Origin of the sequence: Frankia sp. R43, assembly GCF_001306465.1 — a bacterium.
GTDB lineage: Bacteria > Actinomycetota > Actinomycetes > Frankiales > Frankiaceae > Parafrankia > Parafrankia irregularis.
Map to the genome: position 1 here is coordinate 987703 of NZ_LFCW01000002.1, position 20194 is coordinate 1007896.

General features: G+C 70.6%; 11 protein-coding genes. 9 read left to right on the forward strand and 2 right to left on the reverse strand.

The annotated features are described in order from the left end of the window. The first annotated feature begins 898 nt into the window (after positions 1-898). The 8 genes from pglX to ACG83_RS12160 all read left to right on the forward strand — a co-directional run bounded on the left by pglX (position 899) and on the right by ACG83_RS12160 (position 17454). Positions 899-4471 (forward strand): BREX-2 system adenine-specific DNA-methyltransferase PglX, encoded by a 3573-nt coding sequence (pglX, locus tag ACG83_RS12125; RefSeq protein ID WP_054566212.1) that lies wholly within the window; start codon positions 899-901, stop codon positions 4469-4471. 50 nt (positions 4472-4521) lie between these two features. Further along, entirely contained in the window at positions 4522-8619 is a 4098-nt protein-coding gene (locus ACG83_RS12130; RefSeq protein WP_054566588.1) for a hypothetical protein, read from the forward strand. Then, the gene (gene pglZ, locus ACG83_RS12135) at positions 8616-12005 is read left to right on the forward strand and encodes a BREX-2 system phosphatase PglZ (protein WP_054566213.1); all 3390 of its coding nucleotides are present in this window, start codon (positions 8616-8618) and stop codon (positions 12003-12005) included. The genes ACG83_RS12130 and pglZ overlap by 4 nt, the downstream gene beginning before the upstream one ends. Beyond that, complete coding sequence (gene brxD / locus ACG83_RS12140) at positions 12002-13390, forward strand: BREX system ATP-binding protein BrxD (RefSeq protein WP_054566214.1); 1389 nt, start codon at positions 12002-12004, stop codon at positions 13388-13390. The genes pglZ and brxD overlap by 4 nt, the downstream gene beginning before the upstream one ends. Positions 13391-13455: 65 nt before the next feature. Beyond that, complete coding sequence (locus tag ACG83_RS12145) at positions 13456-15606, forward strand: DEAD/DEAH box helicase (RefSeq protein WP_054566215.1); 2151 nt, start codon at positions 13456-13458, stop codon at positions 15604-15606. A gap of 73 nt (positions 15607-15679) precedes the next feature. After that, positions 15680-15907 (forward strand): type II toxin-antitoxin system RelE/ParE family toxin, encoded by a 228-nt coding sequence (locus ACG83_RS12150; protein WP_235497838.1) that lies wholly within the window; start codon positions 15680-15682, stop codon positions 15905-15907. A gap of 12 nt (positions 15908-15919) precedes the next feature. Next, positions 15920-16201, forward strand: coding sequence for a helix-turn-helix domain-containing protein (locus tag ACG83_RS12155; protein WP_054566216.1), 282 nt, complete (start codon positions 15920-15922; stop codon positions 16199-16201). Positions 16202-16275: 74 nt separating this feature from the next. Next, positions 16276-17454: an alkaline phosphatase family protein gene (locus tag ACG83_RS12160; RefSeq protein ID WP_054566217.1), complete on the forward strand. Its 1179-nt coding sequence runs from the start codon at positions 16276-16278 to the stop codon at positions 17452-17454. Here ACG83_RS12160 and ACG83_RS12165 read toward each other — a convergent pair. Next, a complete protein-coding gene (locus ACG83_RS12165) occupies positions 17420-18289 on the reverse strand; it encodes a hypothetical protein (protein WP_152991349.1) in 870 nt (289 codons plus the stop codon). The two genes, ACG83_RS12160 and ACG83_RS12165, sit on opposite strands and share 35 nt — an antisense overlap. Before the next feature lie 256 nt (positions 18290-18545). Here ACG83_RS12165 and ACG83_RS12170 point away from each other — a divergent pair, with 256 nt between their 5' ends. Further along, complete coding sequence (locus ACG83_RS12170; RefSeq protein ID WP_054566219.1) at positions 18546-19064, forward strand: DinB family protein; 519 nt, start codon at positions 18546-18548, stop codon at positions 19062-19064. A 68-nt stretch (positions 19065-19132) separates the two neighbouring features. Here the strand turns inward: ACG83_RS12170 and ACG83_RS12175 are convergent, their stop codons facing one another. After that, positions 19133-19861 carry a hypothetical protein gene (locus ACG83_RS12175; protein ID WP_054566220.1) on the reverse strand — a complete coding sequence of 243 codons (729 nt, stop codon included), beginning with the start codon at positions 19859-19861 and terminating at the stop codon, positions 19133-19135. Between the last annotated feature and the right edge of the window lie 333 nt (positions 19862-20194).

A 20194-nucleotide genomic window follows, 5' to 3' on the forward strand; every position in this document is an offset into this window, starting at 1 on the left:
GGTCGCCGCCGGGTTCGCCCTCGAATGGGACGCGGCCCGCGCCGGCTACGTGCCGCCGCACGGCCTGCTCTCCTCCGCCGGGTTCGGCTCGTGGGCGACACCGGTCGCCCGCCAGCCCACCGGCCTGGGCGGCGGGCCAGCACGCGCGCTACTCAGCGACCGCCCCGACGAGACGACGGCGGCACTCGCCGAGCGGCGCCTCGAGACCGCGGCCGAAGCCGGTGGCTTCCGGGCGCTCACCGTCCGGCGCAACCACTACCGGGCCGCCTGCGCGGAGCTGGCCAAACCGCACCGGTTCGCCGCCGAACCGGTCGACGTCGCCGCCGTCTTCCTCGAAGCCCTGCACGCCGAGGTCGACCCGCGGCCCAAGCCGACCTGGGCGACGATCCTGCGCGCCGACGCCGCCGAACCGGGCAGCCGGGCGGCCACCAACCTCGCCGAGTACGTCCGAACAGCCTGGGAACGTGCCGCCGGGCACCTCGCCGCCCACGTCGACGCCGAACGGCCGGCACCGCTGCTGCTCCACGACGCCGGCGTGTTCGGGAACTACAACGGCCGCGGGATGGACGTCCTGTTCGCACTCGCCGACCGTGCCCGCGCCGGCGGGCGGCCTGTCTGGGTGCTGTGCCCGACGACCGAACCGACCCGGCCACCCCGGCTCGACGGCGCCCTCGTGCAGCTCGTCACCGAAAGCGAATGGGTGAGCCTGCCGGACGCCTGGATCGCCAACCGGCACCGCGCCGGCGCCGAGGAGACGCACGCGGGCGGAAGGGCGTCCTGACCGATGGCTGGACGCGCCTCGGGGCGCACGGCGCTTCGCCGTTGCCAGCTGCCTGCCGGCCAAAGGCCGCACCGGGCGAGTTTTCGAAGAACGGGTGGAACGGGTGGGGGGACGTCTGTGATCGACCGGGTGGCGCTGCTCAAGGACGCGCAGCGGCAGGTGAAGGCGCTGGAGAAGGATCTCCACGCCCAGGTGGACGAGGTCCCGGCGATTGGGTCGCGGCTGCGCGCCGAGTACGACCGGGCTTTCGAGGTGGGGCGCACGGACGCTACCTGGTCGGCATGGTTCGGCGAGCGGGTCACGCAGGTTGCGGCCGCCTGGATGGTGGGGACGGTCTTTGTCCGCTTCTGCGAGGACAACGGGCTGATCGGAGACCCGTTCCTGGCAGGCCCGACGCCCGCCCGCCTCACTCTCGCCGAGGAACGCACCGAGGACTTCTACCGCCGCCGCCCCGACAAGACCGCGTGCGACTGGCTGCTCGCGGGTTTCGGTGAGATCGCGAAGGTGCCCGTCGGTGCTGGCCTGTTCGACCAGCGGCACAACGCCCTCTTCCAGATTCCGCTCTCCCACGACGCCGCCAAGGAGCTGCTCACCTTCTGGCGCCGCCGCACCGAGGCCGGCACCCTCGTCCACGACTTCACCGACCTGGCGTGGGACACTCGCTTCCTCGGCGACCTCTACCAGGACCTCTCCGAGGATGTCCGTAAGAAGTACGCGCTGCTGCAGACCCCGGAGTTCGTCGAGGAGTTCATCCTCGATCTGACGCTCACGCCGGCCATCGAGGAGTTCGGCTACGACGTAGTCAAACTCATCGACCCCACCTGCGGCTCCGGCCACTTCCTCCTCGGTGCCTTCCACCGCCTCCTCGCCGAATGGGAGAACAACGCCCCCGACCGCGACATCTTCGAACGCGTCAGCCTCGCCTTGGACGCGGTCCATGGGGTGGACATCAACCCGTACGCGGCAGCAATCGCCAAGGTCCGGCTTACTATCGCCGCATTACGCGCGGCCGGATTGACCACGCTGAACGAGGCAGCTGGCTATACTTTCCCGCTACACGTAGCCGTCGGCGACTCTCTGCTAAAGAACCGCCAGCTTGACCTATTTGGCGAGAGCCGCGACGAACTCGCCGAATTTTCCTATGCAACTGAAGATGTGCATAGATATCCAAAGATTCTCGAAAGTGGTAGCTATCATGTCGTAGTTGGAAATCCTCCATATATTACCGTCAAGGATAAGAAGCTAAATCGCGCATACCGCGATCTATATTCCACGTGCTCCGAGGTCTACTCGATGTCGGTTCCGTTTGTGGAGCGGTTCTTCGACTTGGCCAAGTCGCCCCAGATGGGTAGTAGGGGAGGGGGTTATGTCGGTCAAATAACATCAAATTCATTCATGAGGCGCACGTTTGGCAAAGTGCTGATTGAAGAGTATCTTCCCCGTAAGGATCTTCGAATTGTAGTCGACTCCGAAGGGGCGTGGATACCGGGTCATAACATGGACGGGACGCCCACTGTAATCCTGATTGCAACTAACCAGCCTCCTGTTTCTGGGGTTGTCAGGGCTGTCCTGAGTAAGGGTAAGCGTGAGGGGCGAAGAGATGGAGGAGGGGGTAAGGGTCCGTATTGGAGCTCAATCGTCGATCATATTGGGGAATCTTATTACGACAACGAATGGTTGCGAATCCTTGATCTCGACCGTGCGAGGTTCGCGGACTATCCATGGATTCTTTCTGATGGTGGGGCAGAAAGACTGGTTGAAGTGCTGGAAGTCAACTCTCCGCGTGCTCTAAAGGACATAATTGAGCGGCCTATCGGCCGTGCGGTCAGAGTGGGTGCCGACGAAGCTTTCGTGCGTCCGAATAACTGGCGGCCAAAAAAGTCGCAACTGATGGCAAGACTTCGACCTCTAACGACGGGGGAAAATTTAAGAGACTGGGTAATCGGCCAAAGGTCGAACATCTACTATCCTTACATCTATGGATCCGGGGAGTGTTACGATGGTGGAATAACGGAGGAACTCTGGCCGTTGAGGACGGTACTCGCTGCTCGCAGCACATTCAGTGGAAAGATGTCGGATGCCGGCTTGGTGTGGTGGGAGTATATGCAGCACACCGTTAGTGCCTACGCGACCCCACTTTCCATCACATTTGCGTTCGTGGCATCTCGCGGTCATTTTCTGCTCGATTTCGGTGGTGGTGTTTTTAACCGTCATGCGCCGATAATTAAACTTCCGTCTCAGGCAATAGAAGACGACTATGTTGCTCTACTTGGAGTACTCAACTCGTCGACTGCTTGCTTTTGGCTTAGGGAACGGTCGCAGCCGAAGGGCGGCGCGGCCGACCACCTTTGGCTGCGGACCTTTGAATTCACAGGTGGTAACCTGCAGGAGATCCCCTTGCCGTCGGATTTTCCGCTGGTACGAGCGCGGGGTCTGCAGCGCTTGGCTCAAAACCTGGTGGCGTTCGCGCCCGCAACCGTTGCGGGGGGCGGGATACCAAGACGAGCCCGGTTGGCGGCGGCGCAGGCCGAGTGGACGTCCACGCGGGCGCGGATGATCGCATTGCAAGAAGAGCTGGACTGGCAGGTATACCGGCAGTATGGGTTGCTAAACGACGAGCTGACCCTGCCAATGGCTGAGGTGCCCGAGATCAGGTTGGGTGAGCGGGCGTTTGAGATCGTGCTGGCGCGGAAGATTGCAGCTGGGGTGGAGACACCGGAGTGGTTCGCTCGGCATGGCTCTACTCGGGTTACCGAACTGCCAGTGGACTGGTCGGATAAATACCGGGCGTTGGTAGAGAAGCGGATCGCCGTCATTGAGAGAGACCAGAACATCGCTCTGATCGAACGACCCGAGTACAAGCGGTGTTGGGAGACCGAGGGCTGGGACAAGATGCAGGGCGCGGCCCTGCGTGACTGGCTTCTTGACCGTCTGGAGACCCGCGAGCTGTGGTTCGCCGATGTCGACGGCATGGTGCAGCCGCGGGTGTGGACCACCGGGCGGCTTGCCGACGAGCTAGCCGCCGATGCGGACTTCGTCGAGGTCGCCGAGATCTATCGCCCCGGTGAGAACCTCACGAAGGTGGTCGCCGCGCTCGTCGAAAACGAGCATGTGCCGTTCCTGGCCGCGCTGCGTTACAAGGATTCCGGGCTGGTGAAGCGAGCCGACTGGGAGTCAGTCTGGGATCAACAGCGAGCAGAAGACGCTGCCCCGGACGAGGAGGCGGCGAAGCGTATCCGCGACCGGATTCCCGTGCCGCAGAAGTATACCCAGGCCGACTTCCGCAAGCCCAGCTACTGGCGTTGCCGCGGCAAGCTGGACCTCCCGAAGGAGCGGTTCATCTCCTACCCGTACGCCAGCCCGGAGAACGACCCGACGATGCTCATCGGCTGGGCCGTTTGGGATCACTGCGATCAGGCCCAAGCACTGGCAACCTTGGTCGTCGAGCGTCAGGACAACGACGGTTGGGGTGCAGAGAGGCTTACTCCGCTGCTGGCCGGGCTGCGTGAGGTGATGCCGTGGGTCCACCAGTGGCACAACGACATCGACCCGCTCTACGACGGCTCACCTGCGGAGATGTATGATGCATTTCTCGCGGAGTCGATGGGTCAGCACGCGCTTACGGCCGACGTCCTCACCGCTTGGCGTCCGCCGGCGGCCAGCCGCGGCGGCCGCCGGGCGGCGAAGTGACCGAGCCTGCGCGCCGCAGCCTTTACCCGTTCGACCTGACCGGAGGTGCCGTGACTAGGTCCAGTCCGTCGCCGCAGCCGCTGCTGCGGGAGGTCATCGACATCCCTGTACGGACGTCCGACAGCGACTTCGTTCTCAAACTCACAGAGGGGATCGCCGACGCCGCGACTCTGAGCAACTATGTGGTTACCGAGCGGCTGGCCGGAAACTTCGACGAGGCGCTCGGATTGATCGCGCATGCGGTGAGTACCGGGTCGTCGAAGGGCGTGTACCTGCACGGTTCGTTCGGATCCGGTAAGTCGCATTTCATGGCGGTGTTGCACGCGATGCTGCGTGGCGAGCCGGCGGCGAGGTCACTGGATGACCGGCTGACGGACGTCATCGGCAAGCACGATGCGGCGCTGGCCGGCAAAAGGTTCCTGCTCGTTCCGTTTCACATGCTAGGCGCGAAGTCGATCGAGCAGCGGGTGCTCGGTGGGTATGCAGATCATCTGCGCGCATTACACCCGAAGGCGCCGATCCCGGCGGTGCACCGGGCCGGGGCGCTGCTGGACGAGGCTCGCAGCGTGCGTGCCAAGGTCGGTGACGCCACCTTCCTCGCCGAGCTCAACCGTGCCGGCTCGGGCGGGGCGCGCGGGGCGGGTGCAGACGAGTGGGGTGAGGACGGCTCTTGGACGGCCGCCGAGGTGGACGAGGCGCTCGAGCCGGGCGCCACCACCGATAGCAGAGCCCGCCGTCAGCTGATCTCCGACCTGCTTTCCACCTGGTTCGCGAACATGTTCCGGGACCTGCGTGAGGACGCCGAGGGCTTCATCTCCCTCGACGCCGGCCTTACCGAGATCGCCCGGCATGCGAAAAACCTCGGCTACGACGCGGTCATCCTGTTTCTTGATGAGCTGATTCTGTGGCTGGCAAACAACATGGGTGACCAAGCATTCGTCTCCCGCGAGGCCCAGAAGATCACCAACTTCGTTGAGGGTGGACTGGGACCTCGGTCGATCCCAGTTGTCAGCTTTATCGCCCGCCAACGGGACCTGCGAGAGCTGGTCGGTGACTCCGTCGCCGGTGATGTGCGCCTGTCGTTCCTCGATGTCCTCAACTATGCGGGCAGCCGGTTCGACCCCATTATTCTCGAGGATCGCAACCTCCCTTTGATCGCCAACCGGCGCCTGTTGAGGCCGCGGGACGCCGACGCCGGGGCAGCGATCGCGCGGGCATTCGACACGACGGCGAAGGTCCGCGCCGAGGTGTGGGACACGATGCTCGGCGGCAGTGAACAGCTCGGCGCCGACCGGGACGCTTTCCGGCTGTCCTACCCATTCAGCCCGGCGTTCATGGACACGCTCGTGCACGTCTCGTCGGCCCTGCAGCGCAACCGGACGGCGCTGAAGCTCATGCGCCAGCTGCTCGTCGACCACCGCGACGACCTGCGCCTCGGCCAGGTGGTGCCGCTCGGCGACCTGTGGGATGTGATCATCCGTGGTGCCGAAACTCCGTTCACGGACGTCCTGAAAGCGGAGTTCGACGCGGCGCAGAAATTCTACACCCGCAAGCTGCGCCCCTACCTGCTCGACACGGAAGGCCTAGACGAGGACACCCTTGCTCGGGTCCGCCGAGCCCGAGCAAGCGGCGCTCCTGCTGGCATCGGCGCTACTGGTGCGGCTTCCGGGAGTAGCGTCGACCCGGGGCTTGAGGCAAGGGTCCGCCGGTTCACAGCGGACGATCGGCTGGTCAAGACGCTGCTGCTGTCTGCACTCGCACCGAGTGTGCCCGCATTGCGTAATTTGACGCCTTTGCGGCTCTCGGCGCTCAATCACGGCAGCATCACCAGCCGTATCCCGAGAGGTGAGGCGGGACTCGTCGGCAGAAAGATTGAGAACTGGGCCAGTGAGTTCGGCGAGGTCAAGTATCGCCCGGTGGAAGGCGGTGACCCGGGCGTCGGCCTGGAGCTGGTCGACGTCGAGGTCGACAGCATCCTCAACTCGGCCGTCGCCTACGACAACGGCGGTAATCGGCGCACCCTGGTGAAGCGGCTGCTCGTCGAGGAGCTCGGTGTCACCGTCACCGGGGACGTCTACGGCGACCGGCTCGACCTCGTCTGGAAGGGCAGCAGGCGCTCCGCCGAGGTCATCTTCGGCTCGATCCGCGGCGCGGACCTGCGTGACGACCAGTTCGCCCCGGTCGACCCGGACGCCTGGCGGCTCGTCGTCGACTACCCGTTCGACGACGCCGGCGACGGCCCCGTCTACGCCCGGGCGCGGGTCGAGCGGATGCGCGGTGCGGGCGCCGGGCACCGGACGGTCTGCTGGATCCCCGCCGACCTGACCGCCACCCGCCTGGCCGACCTGGGGATGCTCGTCCGGCTCGACCATCTGCTCGCCGGCAGCGGGCACCGGTTCGACAGCCATGCGCAGCACCTGAGCGCGGACGACCGCCAGCGTGCCCGCGGGGTGCTGAAGAGCCGCTACGACGCGCTGCTGACCAAGACCCGCACCGTGCTGCGCTCCGCCTACGGGCTCACCTCGAAGGACGAGCAGGACGTCACCGCCGACTTCACCGACCATCTGCGCGCGCTGCCGTCGGGGCTGAACCCGACGCTGCCGCTGGGCGCGTCGTTCCGCGACGCCCTCCGGCGCCTGGTGGGCGACCTGCTCGCCGACCAGTTCCCCGGCCATCCCGATCTCGACCCCGACCAGAGCGGGACGGCAGTCAAGCCCGCCGAGCTGAAGATCGTCCTCGGTTACGTGACGAAGGCGGCGGAGGCCGACGGCGGATCGGTCGAGGTCGCCCGCGCCGACCGGATTCCGATGCGCCGGATCGCACCGGCGCTCGGGCTCGGCGTGATGCACGAGGTGCGTTTCGAGCTGGGCCGCGAGTGGGTCGACCACTTCACCCGCCAGGCGGCGCAGGCCGCGGCCGCGGACGGCGCGGGCGGTGCCGGTGGCACGGCTGGTGGGGGTGGTGCGGAGCCGGGTGAGCTACTGGTAGGCGACCTGCTGGGCTGGATCGACGTGCCAAAGGTGCGGGGCCTGGCGGATGACGTCGCCAACCTGATCGTCGCCGCGTTCGCGGAACAGACCGACCGGGCCTGGTACCGGCACCGCGGCCACCTGCCGACCCCACCCGAGCTGACCGCCATCACCAAGGACATGGCACTGCGCGAACAGCCTCTGCCGGACGCCGCCGACTGGGCCACCGCCGTCGACCGCGCCCAGGCGATCTTCGGGGTGCTGCCGCCGGCGCTGCTGCGTGGCCGACTGCTGCGCGGCTTCGTCGACGAGCTGGTCGGGAAGACGCACAGCCGCCGGGCGGCCTGCCAGGAACTGGTCAGCGTCCTGGAGGCCCGTGCGACGGAACTCGGCCTCGACCCACGCACCGGCGCCGCCCTGGTCAGCACCGCCCCGACCCCCGCGAGTGGGCCCGGCAGCACGGAGAGCCTCGGGGACCCAAACACCGACGGCTCGGCGGCGCAGGGAAGGCTGCGGACCGCCCGGGCGGCCCGCGACCTGGTGGTCGCGCTGGACGAGACCAGGGTGGCGACGGAGATCGTCCGCCGGCTCGCCCGCGCCGACCTCGCCGGCCCCGCCCGCCGGCTCGCGGTGAGCATCAGCCGCGCCACGGAGGTCGCGACCGCCGTCCGGGCGGCACCCTGGGACGTCTTCGTGGTCATCGCGGGGCTCGGCGAGCCGTACCGCTCCGAGGCCGACGAGATTCTCGACGCACTGCGGGCCGCGGCTGCTGCCGACGAGCTGACATCACCACTCGCGACGGCGTTGGGAAATGCCCGATCCGAGGCCACCGCCCTGCTGCGCCGCGCGACAGCGGTGCCGGTAACCCGAACCCCGCCGGACCCGCGTCCAGCGATCATCCGGCCGCCGGCCGAGGTCGCGGGCACGCCCGGCATCGACACCGACCGCACCGGAGTGACCGGCGGCGGGAACGGGACCGGCGGCGGCAGTGGTGAGGGCGGAGGCGTCGGCGGCGAGACGGGGACCGTCGACACGGACCGGGTTCCGGTCGGTGAGACCGGTGGCGTGCGGACGTGGCGAGTCGGGCTCGGCGGGCTGGAGAAGGCGTTGGCCGAGTTGCGCGCCCACGCCGGTGACCGGTCCGGTGAGGTCGAGATCGTCTGGCGGCCGCAGCCGTGACCGTCCTGCCTTCCTCGTCCTCCGCCGCGCATGCCGCACCGAGCGGTACGTCCGGTGCGGGTGCCCCGCGGGTCACCCCGGCTGTCGTGCTGGGCCGGGTCGCCCGGCTGCGGCGCGGCGGAAACGGCGATCACAGCGATCACGGTGGCCAGCCGCGGGTGCTGCTAGTTCGGGCCCGGCCCGAGTGGTCTGGGCCCGCCGACCTCGACCTCGGCGGCCGACTGGTCCGGGTGGTGGCGTGCGTGTCGCCGCTCGCGGTGCTCGAGGAGGTCGTCCGCTGGACGCACGCCCCCGTCGAGGACGGCTGGCTGGTGCTGCTCACCGACGCCGACGAGGGGTCGCTGGGAGACTCGCTGCTCGCGCAGGTCCACCGACAGCGGGTCGATGTCATCGAGCCGTGGCTCGCCGTCCTGGAGGACTTCGGGGCCACCCAGGCCGACCCGCGGCTGCGGGGCTCCGAGTACCGCTGGGTCGCTCCGGCGCTGCTGGAAGCCCGGCCCGCGGCCGGCTGGCCGCGCCGGCCAGGCGGTCTGCTCGGCCGGGAGGACGCACTGGCCGAGCTGGCCGCCGCCCGCCTCGGCCTCACCGAGCTGGGCCTGGGTGCCGCCGACCTGGACATCGCCACCCTGCTGCGCTGGACGACGACGCCCGGTGCGACCGCGGCGCTGGGCCGGCTCGGTGCCGACGAACGCGCCGGCCTCACCAGATACCTGGTGGAACGCACGGGACGCGCCGGGCAGGCGCTGTTCACGCTGACAGCCGCCGGCAACGGTGATCGGGCGCTTGCCCTCGGCCTGGTCTGCGACTGCCTGTGGCCACGTTCGCGGCCGGGCCACCGCGGTTCCGCGGAACCGCCTGCCGGGACGTCGGGCGCTGGCGCTGGCGGCGGCTCGGGCGTGGGCACGGACGCGGTCGAGCGGGTGGTCGAGCGGGCCAGGGTACGGGTGGAGCGCTACTTCGGCGATGTGCGTCTCGATGACACGACCATGCGTGCGTTCGCGGACGCCGTCCGCGAGGTGGTGACCACAGCCCTGCTCACCGCCCGCCCGGGCGCAGGCCGGCTCGGCCTCGACGCGGCCGGCGCGCGGGGCGTCGCCGAGGACGCCTCGGCGACGCTGCACCCGGAGGACGGTGTGCCGGCGCTACTCGACACGGCCGACCGGCTGCTCGGCGACCTCGACGCCCGGGCCGCGGGCGCTGCCAGCGACCTCCTGCGGTCCGGGTTCGACCATCGGCTGGGTGTGGTCGCTGCCGCCGTCCGGGACTCTCTCACCGTGGCGCAGTCCGGCGTCCACCGTTCGCTGCTCGCGGGGGCGGCCCGCGACGTCATGGCCGCCGTCGGATCACTGCGCGGGCATCTGCTGGCCGGGCTGGACCGTCCCGAGGTGGAACGGGCGGCGATGGCCGCCCGGCTCGTCGGCTGGCTCGCCACCCAGCCCACCGGCTCGCTGACCGCCACGGCCACTGGTTCGCCTGCCACCGGTTCGCCGACCACGGGGGTGCCGGCCGGGCCGACGTCGCTGGCCGCTGCCCTCGACGCGCACCTCGACGACGGTGCCTGGGCCGACGTCGCGCTCAGCCATCTCGCCGCCGGCACGCCCGCACCCGCGGTCGGCTCCGTGTACCGCGACCTCTACCTGGTCGCGGCCCGGCGCCGCCGCGCCCTCGACGCGACCTTCGCCCGACTGCTCGCCCAGTGGACCACCACCGGTCGGTCGGCGCCGGCGGGATCGGCGGGATCGGCGGGGCCGCTGTGCGTCGAAGAGGTGCTCGACCGGGTGGTCAGGCCGGCCGTGACCGCTCGCGGCGGCCGCGTGCTGCTCCTCGTCCTCGACGGGATGAGCGCCGCCGTCGCCGCCCAGCTCGCCGCCGAGCTGCGCCGGGAGCGCTGGGAGGAATGCGACCCGCTGGGCCTGCCCGTTGCCGAGCCGACCGACCCGGCGCGGCGGCGAGCAGCCCTCGCCGTGCTCCCGACGGTCACCACCACCTCGCGGACGTCGCTGTTCGCCGGCCGGCTGGTCACCGGGGACAAGACGACGGAGAAGGCCGAGTTCGAGAACCATCCGCGCTGGGGCCGCCGGCCCGCGCGGCTGTTCCACCACGCCGACCTGGCCGGCGCGCCCGGCGTCGCCCTCGACGGGGAGCTCACCGACGCGCTGACCTCGGAGATCCCGCTCGTCGCGGTGGTCATCAACACGATCGACGACACGCTCGACCGAGGCCGGCCACACGACGACGGCGGCTGGAGCCTGGCGGACGTCGGCCGGCTGCGCGCGGTGCTCGGCTACGCCCGCACGGCCGGCCGGGCCGTCATCCTGACCAGCGACCACGGCCACGTCGTCGACCACCGCGCCGAAAGGCTGGATCCCGCCGCCGACGCCGACATCCTGTCGGCCCGTCACCGTGCCTGCGGCCCGGGCGAAGGTGAAGGCGCCGCGGCCGAGGTGCTGCTCGCCGGGCCACGGGTGCTCTCGCCCGACGGACGGATCGTCGCGCTGTGGGATCCCGACACGCACTACCTGAGCCGCCGCGGCGGCTATCACGGTGGGGCATCGCCCGCGGAGGTGACCGTGCCCGTGCTGGCGTTCCTGCCGTTCCGCCTTTCCGCGGCGTCGACGAGCCGTCACCTGCCGCCCGGCTGGCGCCCGCTGCCCGACCAGCGTCCCCGCTGGTGGTCCCTGGAGACGACGGACCTGCTCGGCAACCTGGACGGCCTCGCCGGTGGCGACACGGTGCTGGTCGGGCGGCCCACGGCCGCCTCCACTGCCTCCGCGCCCGTCTCCGCCGCGGCTGGCTCCACGGCGGCGAACAGCGGTACGGACGCGACGATGGCCCTGCCCCGCAAGCGGCGCCGGCCGGCAGAGGAGCAGACCGGCCCGGCACTGTTCGACCTGCCGGCGGAGGCGGCCGGGGGGCCGGTCGCCCACCCCGGCGCTGATCCGGCCCCCGGTGGCAGTGCCGTGCCCGGCCGCGCTCCGGCGGACGACACCGCCGTCACCGGAGCAGGAGCAGGAGCAGACGCCGGAGCCGGAGCAGCGGGCCGCGCCGGGGCGGGTGACGGGTCCACGGATCCGATCGATTTTCTCGTCGCCGGGCTGCTCGCGTCCGAGCTGTTCCGCTCCCAGCTCGACGGACTGGCCCGCAAGGTGCCGGTGGAGAAGGTGGAGGCTGCGGTGCGGGCGCTGCTCGGCGCGAACGGCACCCTGGCGACATCCGTCGTCGCCGAACAAGCCGGTGAGCGTGCGGTGCGGGCCGGCGGGTTCGCCGTGACCCTGCGGCGGCTGTTCAACATCGACAACTATCCGGTGCTGGAACCGATCGACGACGGTCACACTCTGCGCCTCAACGTCGACCTGCTGCGCACCCAGTTCGGGCTGACCCCGTGAGCGGCGAGACCGCCGGTGCCGGCGCTGCGGCTGCGGCTGGTGTGAGCGCGGCGCGGCGGCGGGATGTGCTCGACGCGCTGCGGCGCGGGGCGGTACCGGCGGCCGGGCTGGACCTGCTCGCGGTCGGGCTGGACCGGTTCGAGCGCGCCGCCGCCGACGACCTGGCCGCCGTCGCCGCCGGTGGGTCGGTCTTCAAGGCGATCCGCGGCGAGTACGGCTCCGGGAAGACGTTCTTCACCCGCTGGCTCGCGGAACGGGCCAAGAAGGCGGGGCTGGCCACGGCCGAGGTGCAGATCTCGGAGAACGAGACACCACTGCACCGGCTGGAGACCGTCTACCGCCGGCTCACCGAGCGCCTGACCACCGCGACGTTCCCGCCGAGCGCCCTGCGCCAGGTCGTCGACGGCTGGTTCTACGCCCTGGAGGAGGACGTCCTCGCCGCCGACGAGGCGATCGGCGACGACCCGGCGGCGTTCGACGCGGCCGTCGGCGAGCTGGTCGACCGGCGACTCGCCGATGTCGGCCGGACGGCCCCCGCGTTCGCCGCCGCGCTGCGCGGCTACCGGTCAGCGCTGACCGGCGGTGACGAGGCGGCCGCGGCGGCGGTCCTCGCCTGGCTCGGCGGGCAGCCGCACGTCGCCGCGAGCGCGCGCCGGGCCGCCGGGGTCCGCGGCGACCTGGACCATTTCGGGGCGCTCGGCTTCCTGCAGGGGCTGCTGGTGGTGCTGCGCGACAGCGGCTTCCGCGGGCTGCTGCTCGTCCTCGACGAGGTCGAGACCCTGCAGCGGGTCCGCTCCGACGCCCGCGACAAGGCGCTGAACGCGCTGCGCCAGCTCATCGACGAGGTCCACAGCGGACGGTTCCCCGGGCTGTTCCTCGTCATCACCGGAACACCGGCGTTCTACGAGGGCCCGCAGGGGGTGCACCGGCTCGCGCCGCTCGCGCAGCGGCTCGCCACCGACTTCACCGCCAACCCGAGGTTCGACAACCCGCGGGCCGTCCAGCTGCGGCTGGCCGGGTTCACCGAGGCGTCGCTCGTCGAGCTCGGCGGGCGGGTCCGTGACCTGTACGTCGCTGGCCCGGCGGGCGACGCGGCGGCGAGGGAACGCATCGGGCGGCTCGTCGACGACGGCTACCTCGGCGAGCTGGCGGCGGCGGTCGCCGGGAGGCTCGGCGGCAAGGTCGGTGTCGCGCCGCGGCTGTTCCTCAAGAAGCTCGTCGGGGACGTCCTCGACCGGGTCGACCAGTTTGACGACTTCGACCCCCGCCGCGACTACCCGCTGATGATCGCCGCGGCGGAGCTGACCGACCTGGAACGCAACGCCGCCCGCGCCGACGACATCGACCTCGACCTGGACAACGACCCCGACCTGGACCTGTCCTGACCACCGGGCCCGCGGCCGGCGCTGGTGCCGGCGCTCGCGCCGGCGACACCGCCGGTGCCGACCCGGTGGACCTGCTGCATCCGGTGGTGACGCACCACATCGTGAACACGCTGCAGTGGCCGGGGCTGCGCCCACTGCAGGAGGCGGCCGTCGCGCCGCTGCTCGCCGGGTCGGACGCGCTGCTACTCGCGCCGACCGCCGGCGGGAAGACCGAGGCCGCCACCTTCCCGATCCTGTCGCGGATGGCCGCGGAGAACTGGCAGGGCACCTCCGTCCTGTACCTGTGCCCGCTCAAGGCGTTGCTGAACAACCTGACCCCCCGGCTGGAGACCTACACCGGATGGCTCGGCCGCCGGGCGGCGGTCTGGCACGGGGATGTGGCCGAGAGCCGGCGCGGGCGGATCCGCCGCGAACGGCCCGACGTCCTGCTCACCACACCCGAGTCGCTGGAGGCGATGCTCGTCAGCGTCCGCACCGACCATCACGGGTTCTTCGCCGGTGTGCGCACCGTGATCGTCGACGAGGTGCATGCCTTCGCGGGCGACGACCGCGGCTGGCACCTGCTCGCCGTCCTGGAGCGGCTGCGCCGGCTCATCCCCGCCGACCTGCAGGTCATCGGCCTGTCGGCGACGGTCGGGAACCCCGCCGAGCTGCTGCGCTGGCTGCAGGGATCGGGCGCCGGCCGCCGCACCGCTCAGGTCGTCGCACCGGACGTCCCCCTCCAGCCCACCCACGAGCCGATCCCGCCGACGTCCCACGCGGCGATGCCGACGACACCGCCGCCGGGTGAGATCGAGCTGGACTACGTGGGCTCGGTGACGAACGCCGCGAAGGTGCTGGCCGCCCTGCACCACGGCGAGAAACGACTGGTGTTCTGCGACTCGAAGAAGATCGTCGAGGAGCTCGGTCAGGCACTGCGGGCACTCGGCGTGGACACGTTCCTCTCGCACGCCTCCCTGTCTGCGGCCGAGCGCCGCCGCTCCGAGGAGGCTTTCGCGCAGGCCCGCGACTGCGTCATCGTCGCCACCAGCACGCTGGAGCTCGGCATCGACGTCGGCGACCTAGACCGGGTGATCCAGATCAACGCCCCGGCGACCGTCGCGTCGTTCCTGCAGCGCCTCGGCCGCACCGGCCGGCGGTCGGGCACCGTGCGCAACTGCCTGTTCCTCACCCTGTACGAGAGCGCGCTCGTGCAGGCCGCCGGTCTGCTGGCGCTGTGGGGCCGCGGCTGGGTCGAACCGGTCGTCGCACCGCCCGAACCACGGCACATCGTCGCCCAGCAACTGCTCGCCTACTGCCTGCAGGAGAACCGGATCGGCGACCGGAGCTGGGCCGACGAGTGGAACGGCCTCGCGCCGTTCGACCGCTCGGCGGAGCCGATCGTGCGCCATCTCGTCCGCGCCGGCTACCTGGACTCCGACGGCGGCATGCTGTTCGTCGGCCCCGAGGCCGAGCGCCGTTTCGGCCATCGGCACTTCTCCGAGCTGACCGCCGTGTTCACCGCCGCGCCGCAGTTCACCGTCCTGCACGGCCGCGACGAGATCGGCCGCACCGACCCGGTCCTGCTCACCGACCCGGTCGAGGGGCCGCGGCTGCTGCTGCTCGCCGGCCGCAGCTGGCGGGTCACCCACATCGACTGGAAACGCCGCCGCTGCTTCGTCGAACCCGCCGACGGAGGTGGCCGGGCCCGCTGGCTGACCGCCGCCGACGGCGGGACGTCCTTCGCACTGACCAGAGCCATGCGGGACGTCCTGCTCGGCGCGGACCCGCCGGTTCCCCTCACCCGCCGGGCGACGGAACGGCTCGCCGCCATCCGCGAGAACCACCTCGACGTCGTCCACCCCGGGGGGACAGTGATCGCGCGGACGGAGGATCACACCGACGTCCGCTGGTGGACCTGGGCCGGCGAACGTGCCAACCGCACCCTGGCGGCGAGCCTCGGCGACCTCGCCGACCCGCTGCAGTCCCCAACGGCCGCCTACCTGCGCCTGCGTACCGATCTGACCCCGGCCTTCTGGAAGACCGCGACCGTGGACCTGGCCGTCCGCCTGTGCCTGCCGCACGTCACTGAGGACGCCCTCGCCGGCCTGAAGTTCAACACCGCGCTACCCCCACGGCTGGCCGAGGCCACCCTCGCCACCCGCCTCGCCGACCTGCCCGCCGCGGCGGCGGTCGTGCGCGAGCCCGTCCGCTTCACCCACCGAATCCCCGCGTAGCCCTCCCGAAGCGTGTTCGTCACGAATCCAACGCGGAGCGTGGACGTGGAGGCGGCTGGCGGGTCGGCCGCTCGTGGAGCGCCTGAAGGGCAGCATCTATCACCGTATGAAGGAACTTCGGCCTGGCTCGGCCGGCTCCACCGAGGTCCGTATGATCTTCGTTTTCGATCCCCGCCGCGAGGCGATCTTCCTGGTCGCAGGCGACGAAGCCGGGGCTTGGCGGGAGTGGTGCCGGACCGCTGTCCCCCTCGCGGACGAACGGTTCACCGACCATCTGACCAGCCTGAAGGAAGAGGACTGAGGAGGACCAGCCGTGAGCCCGTCGAACTGGCGTGAGGTCAAATCCAAGGCCCGCGCCGCTGATCCCACCTGGGACAATTCTGAACGCGTCGAGCGCCGCGCCGAGATGCTCGCTTCCGTCAGCGGCGCCCAGCTCGCCGAGATCCGCCGCCAACTCGGCGTCACCCAGACCCAGCTCGCCGAGGCCACAGGGCTGACCCAGGCCAGAATCAGCCAGATCGAGAACGCCGGTGCGATGGGCCTCGACACCTTGCGTGTCGCCCGCATCGGAAACATCCAACTCAACATCGCCTGACCGCCACCCCACCGAGGCTCAGTTCCCCGCGTAGCCCTGCCGGCGAGGCTGGGCACGGCCTATGATCGTGGATCATGAGCTTCCTCGCGCCTGACTATCGGGCGGGTTCGCTCGCTGACGTGATGCCGTCCGTGCTGGCCGGGATGGACGTGCCGGGCATGGCCAACGTCCTGGGGCTGCCGGCGGCGTCCAGGGTGTGCGTGCTGCTGGTGGACGGGCTGGGCTGGCAGCTGCTGCGGGAGCACGCCGACCAGGCGCCGTTCCTGACCTCGCTGGCGGCCGGCCGGGAGCCGATCTCCGCGGGTTTCCCGGCGACGACGGCGACGAGCGTCTCCGCGATCGGTACCGGAATGCCGCCTGGTGAGCACGGTGTGGTCGGCTACTCGTTCGCCGTCGGGCCCGACGAGGTGCTCAACGCGCTGGGCTGGCGCAGCCAGGGCAACGGTGCCGGCGGTGGTGACGGCGACTCGTCGGTCGACCTGCGGGACAGGATCGTGCCCGAGCAGTTCCAGCCCCGCGCGACCGCCTTCGAGCGGGCTGCGGCCGCCGGGGTGGCCGTGCGGCTCGTCGGCCCGGCGCACCATGACGGCAGCGGCCTGAACCGGGCGGCACTGCGCGGCGGGCGGCACCGCGCGGCCCACGCCCTGGGGGATCTCACCAGCGGGGTGCGCGACGAGCTGCGCGGCCCCGGCCCGATCCTCTGCTACGCCTACCACGGCGATCTCGACCTGCTGGGGCACCGGTACGGGCCGGGCAGCGATCCCTGGCAGGAGCAGCTGGCCGTCGTCGACCAGCTTGCCGCCAGGATCGCCGCGGGCCTCCCACCGGGCGGCCTGCTGGTGGTCACCGCCGATCACGGCATGGTCGCGGTCGCCGAGCAGGACCGGGTGGACGTCGACACCGAACCGGCGCTGCTCGACGGCGTGCGCCTGTTCGGCGGCGAGGCGCGCACCCGGCACCTGTACACCCACCCAGGCGCGACGGACGACGTGTGGCGCGCCTGGGGCGAGATCCTCGGTGAGCGGGCGCTGGTGCTGCGCCGCCACGAGGCGATCGAGGCGGGCTGGTTCGGCCCGCGGGTGGCCGAGCACGTCCGGCCCCGCATCGGCGATGTCGTCGTCGCCGCGCAGGGGACCCTCGCCCTGATCCGCTCAGGCGTCGAACCACGGTCGAGCCGCTTCGCCGGCCACCACGGCTCACTTACCTCCAGCGAACAGCTCATCCCACTGCTGACGGCCTCGAACTCGCGCTGAAACCCGGTCGGCTCTCGGCCGGCGCCGGGGGAGGCGGCGCGACGCCTCCGGGTTCCCGGACGCGGGGAAGATGGTCGAGCTGTCGATCGCGGATGGAGCTGCCCCGATCCCAGATCGTCGGGTTGAGCTCGTCCGGTGGGGTCGGGCCGGGCTGCTCGGTGAATATTTCCCGGCGCGCGGCCACGGCGGCGCGCACGCGGTGGCGGTAGTCGGAGAAAACCTGGACTTCGCCGTGTGGCCAGGTGAGGTCGGTGTAGTCCATACCGTCGTGCGAGTAGTCGCCGAGGCGGTGAATCCTGACCGCGTGTTCCCTGAGCGTGGCCGGTGCGGCCGCGATGACGATCAGGCCGCCGATCCGGTCGACCCACGGCCGTGGACTCGGGTCCGGCTCCCAGGCCGGCCACTGCCGGCTGCCGAGTGGTGCGGCCTGCCACGCGCGGTTGTCGGCCACGGCGGAGTCCAGGCCGGGGGTGTGCCAACGGACCGTCCCCTCAGGCCGCCGGCCCAGCGGGAGCGTTCTGCGCAGGGCACGGGCCGCGGCGGCGGAAAAGGTGGTGAGCGTGGACGGCAGGAGCACGATGGGGTCGCTCGGGGCGGCGTCGAAGGGATTGGGCGCGAGAAAGGGACGGTCAATGAGGACGAACGTGCCCGGAATCCGCTGATAGGCGAGGCCCCACAACAGTCGGCCGAGAAGGCGGGCGCCATGCCAGTCGCTGAGAACGTGCCAGGTCTCGTGGTAGTTGTTGGTGCTGAACCTGGCATAGCCACCGGGCCGGAGAGTGATGGCCGTACAGGCCCGGCCGTCGAGCCGGAGCTGGTGGCGGTGCAGCTTCATTCTGTCGCCCACCCGGCGCCGAGAATCGGGGCGCGGCTCGGCGCTCCTTCTCACGTGTCTGTCACCTTTCCGCTCCGGTCCTTTCTCCTCGCGCGTCGCACCGCGCGCCCGGTGCCGGTGCCGGTGCCGGCGGAGCGGCTCAGCGGCCGGCTGCCGAGTACACCAGGGCAGCGGCAGGCGGGCCAATGCTTTTCGGGCTGGTCGCCGCGGAGGGCTGCCCGCATGCGCGAGGTGATGGTAGCGATACGGTTACCACATGCAGCCGCCATTGCTTCGCCCACCAGCACAACGGGTCATGCAGGCCACCACCGCCGGTGAGCGCGAAACCCTGGAAGCCTTCCTCGACTTCTACCGGGATGTGCTCGTCCACAAGGTGCGCGGTGTCGGTGACCGGGACGCCGGGCGCAGGCTGCTGCCCTCGCTCACCACACTCGCCGGCCTCGTCAAACACCTGACCGTGGTGGAACGGGACTGGTTCCACCGCATGGTCGGCGGCGGTCCCGAAGCGACCGCGGATGGAGAGGGGGGCACCAGCTGGGCGCTCGCCGAAACCGACACCGTCGATTCGCTGCTGGCGGAGTACGACCGTGCGTGCGCGCTGTCCCGAGAGATCGCGGCAGGGTACGCGCTCGATGACGTCTTCGCTCACCCCAGCGCTCCGCAGGTGTCTCTGCGGTGGATCTACGTCCACATGATCGAGGAGACGGCCCGGCACACCGGCCACGCGGACATCGTCCGCGAACTGACCGACGGCGAGACCGGCGTGCTGGGATAGCAGGCCAACCGAGCCCCGCCGCGTGGACGGTCAGGGCTTGGCCCGGTCAGGCTGAGACGGCGGCCCGGTCAGGCTGTGTGGCCGGCCGTCGGGGTGGTCGCCTCCTGGCCGGTCGCGGTGAGGTCGGGGCGCATGCGGCGCATCAGCTCGGCGAGTTCCTGCATGGTCGGGACCGGCGGTGCGGTGACGCCGGACGGCACGAGGGGGAAGATCTGACCGAACGAGTCCGCGGTGACCCACAGGCAGGTGGGTATCGCGACGGGGGCGTTCGATGACGCCTGGGGAGAGCAGGCCGCCTGGCCGCCGCCGGGGCCTGGAATGACGTCGACGGTCGTGTGGCCGTAATATGTCGCGCCGTCGCGGAATGCCGTCAGGAGACGGGCGGGGTCGGGGGTCTTTCCCCAGAAGACGAAGAGATCGTTGTCGGGCGCCCGGTACACCGCGGAAAGCACGCTCGCGGAATCGACCGTGCCCGCGGGGAGCTGCGCGAGCGTTCGCGCCGCGAGACCTCTGGTCGCCGCTTCCGTCTCGTGGTTCCGCGGCAGCCCGCCGGCGATCTCAGGAGCGCCGCCCACGCCTCCCGGCCAGACTGGCGCGGGGGCCGAGGCCGCCGGCCCGGGAACGGACGTCACGGGCGGGTCGCCGATCTCGGAAAGGTCCCGGGCGGTGCCGCTGTCGACCCCGACGCCGCAGCTGATTCTCCCGGTCGATGCGAGCAGGACTCCCACCACGATCACGGTGGTTCCCACGACCCGGCGGAACCAGGATCGCGGGCGTTCCTCGACTGGGTCGTCCATGACCGTGCCTCACCTCACCAGCCATGCCGGCGTGCGCTCCCGTGACACGGTGAGGCAGCCCGCCGGTGGCCTCTGATGTGTGATCCCAGTGCCTGTCGTCGCCACCAGAATATTCTTGTCTGCCGATTCACGTGCGGTTTTCTGTGTAGTCGTCGGACGGGTTCTCGGCGTATCGACCTGGTCATTTCGCCGACATCTGCCGGGAAGTCATGATCCAGGTGTGCGGAAAGGAAGACGGAAGCAGTATTCTGGGCCGAACAGGGGTATCCCGGCCCCGTCCGGCGGGCGGGCAGGCAGGACCTTCCGAGCCGGCCGATGCACGCACTGCGGGCG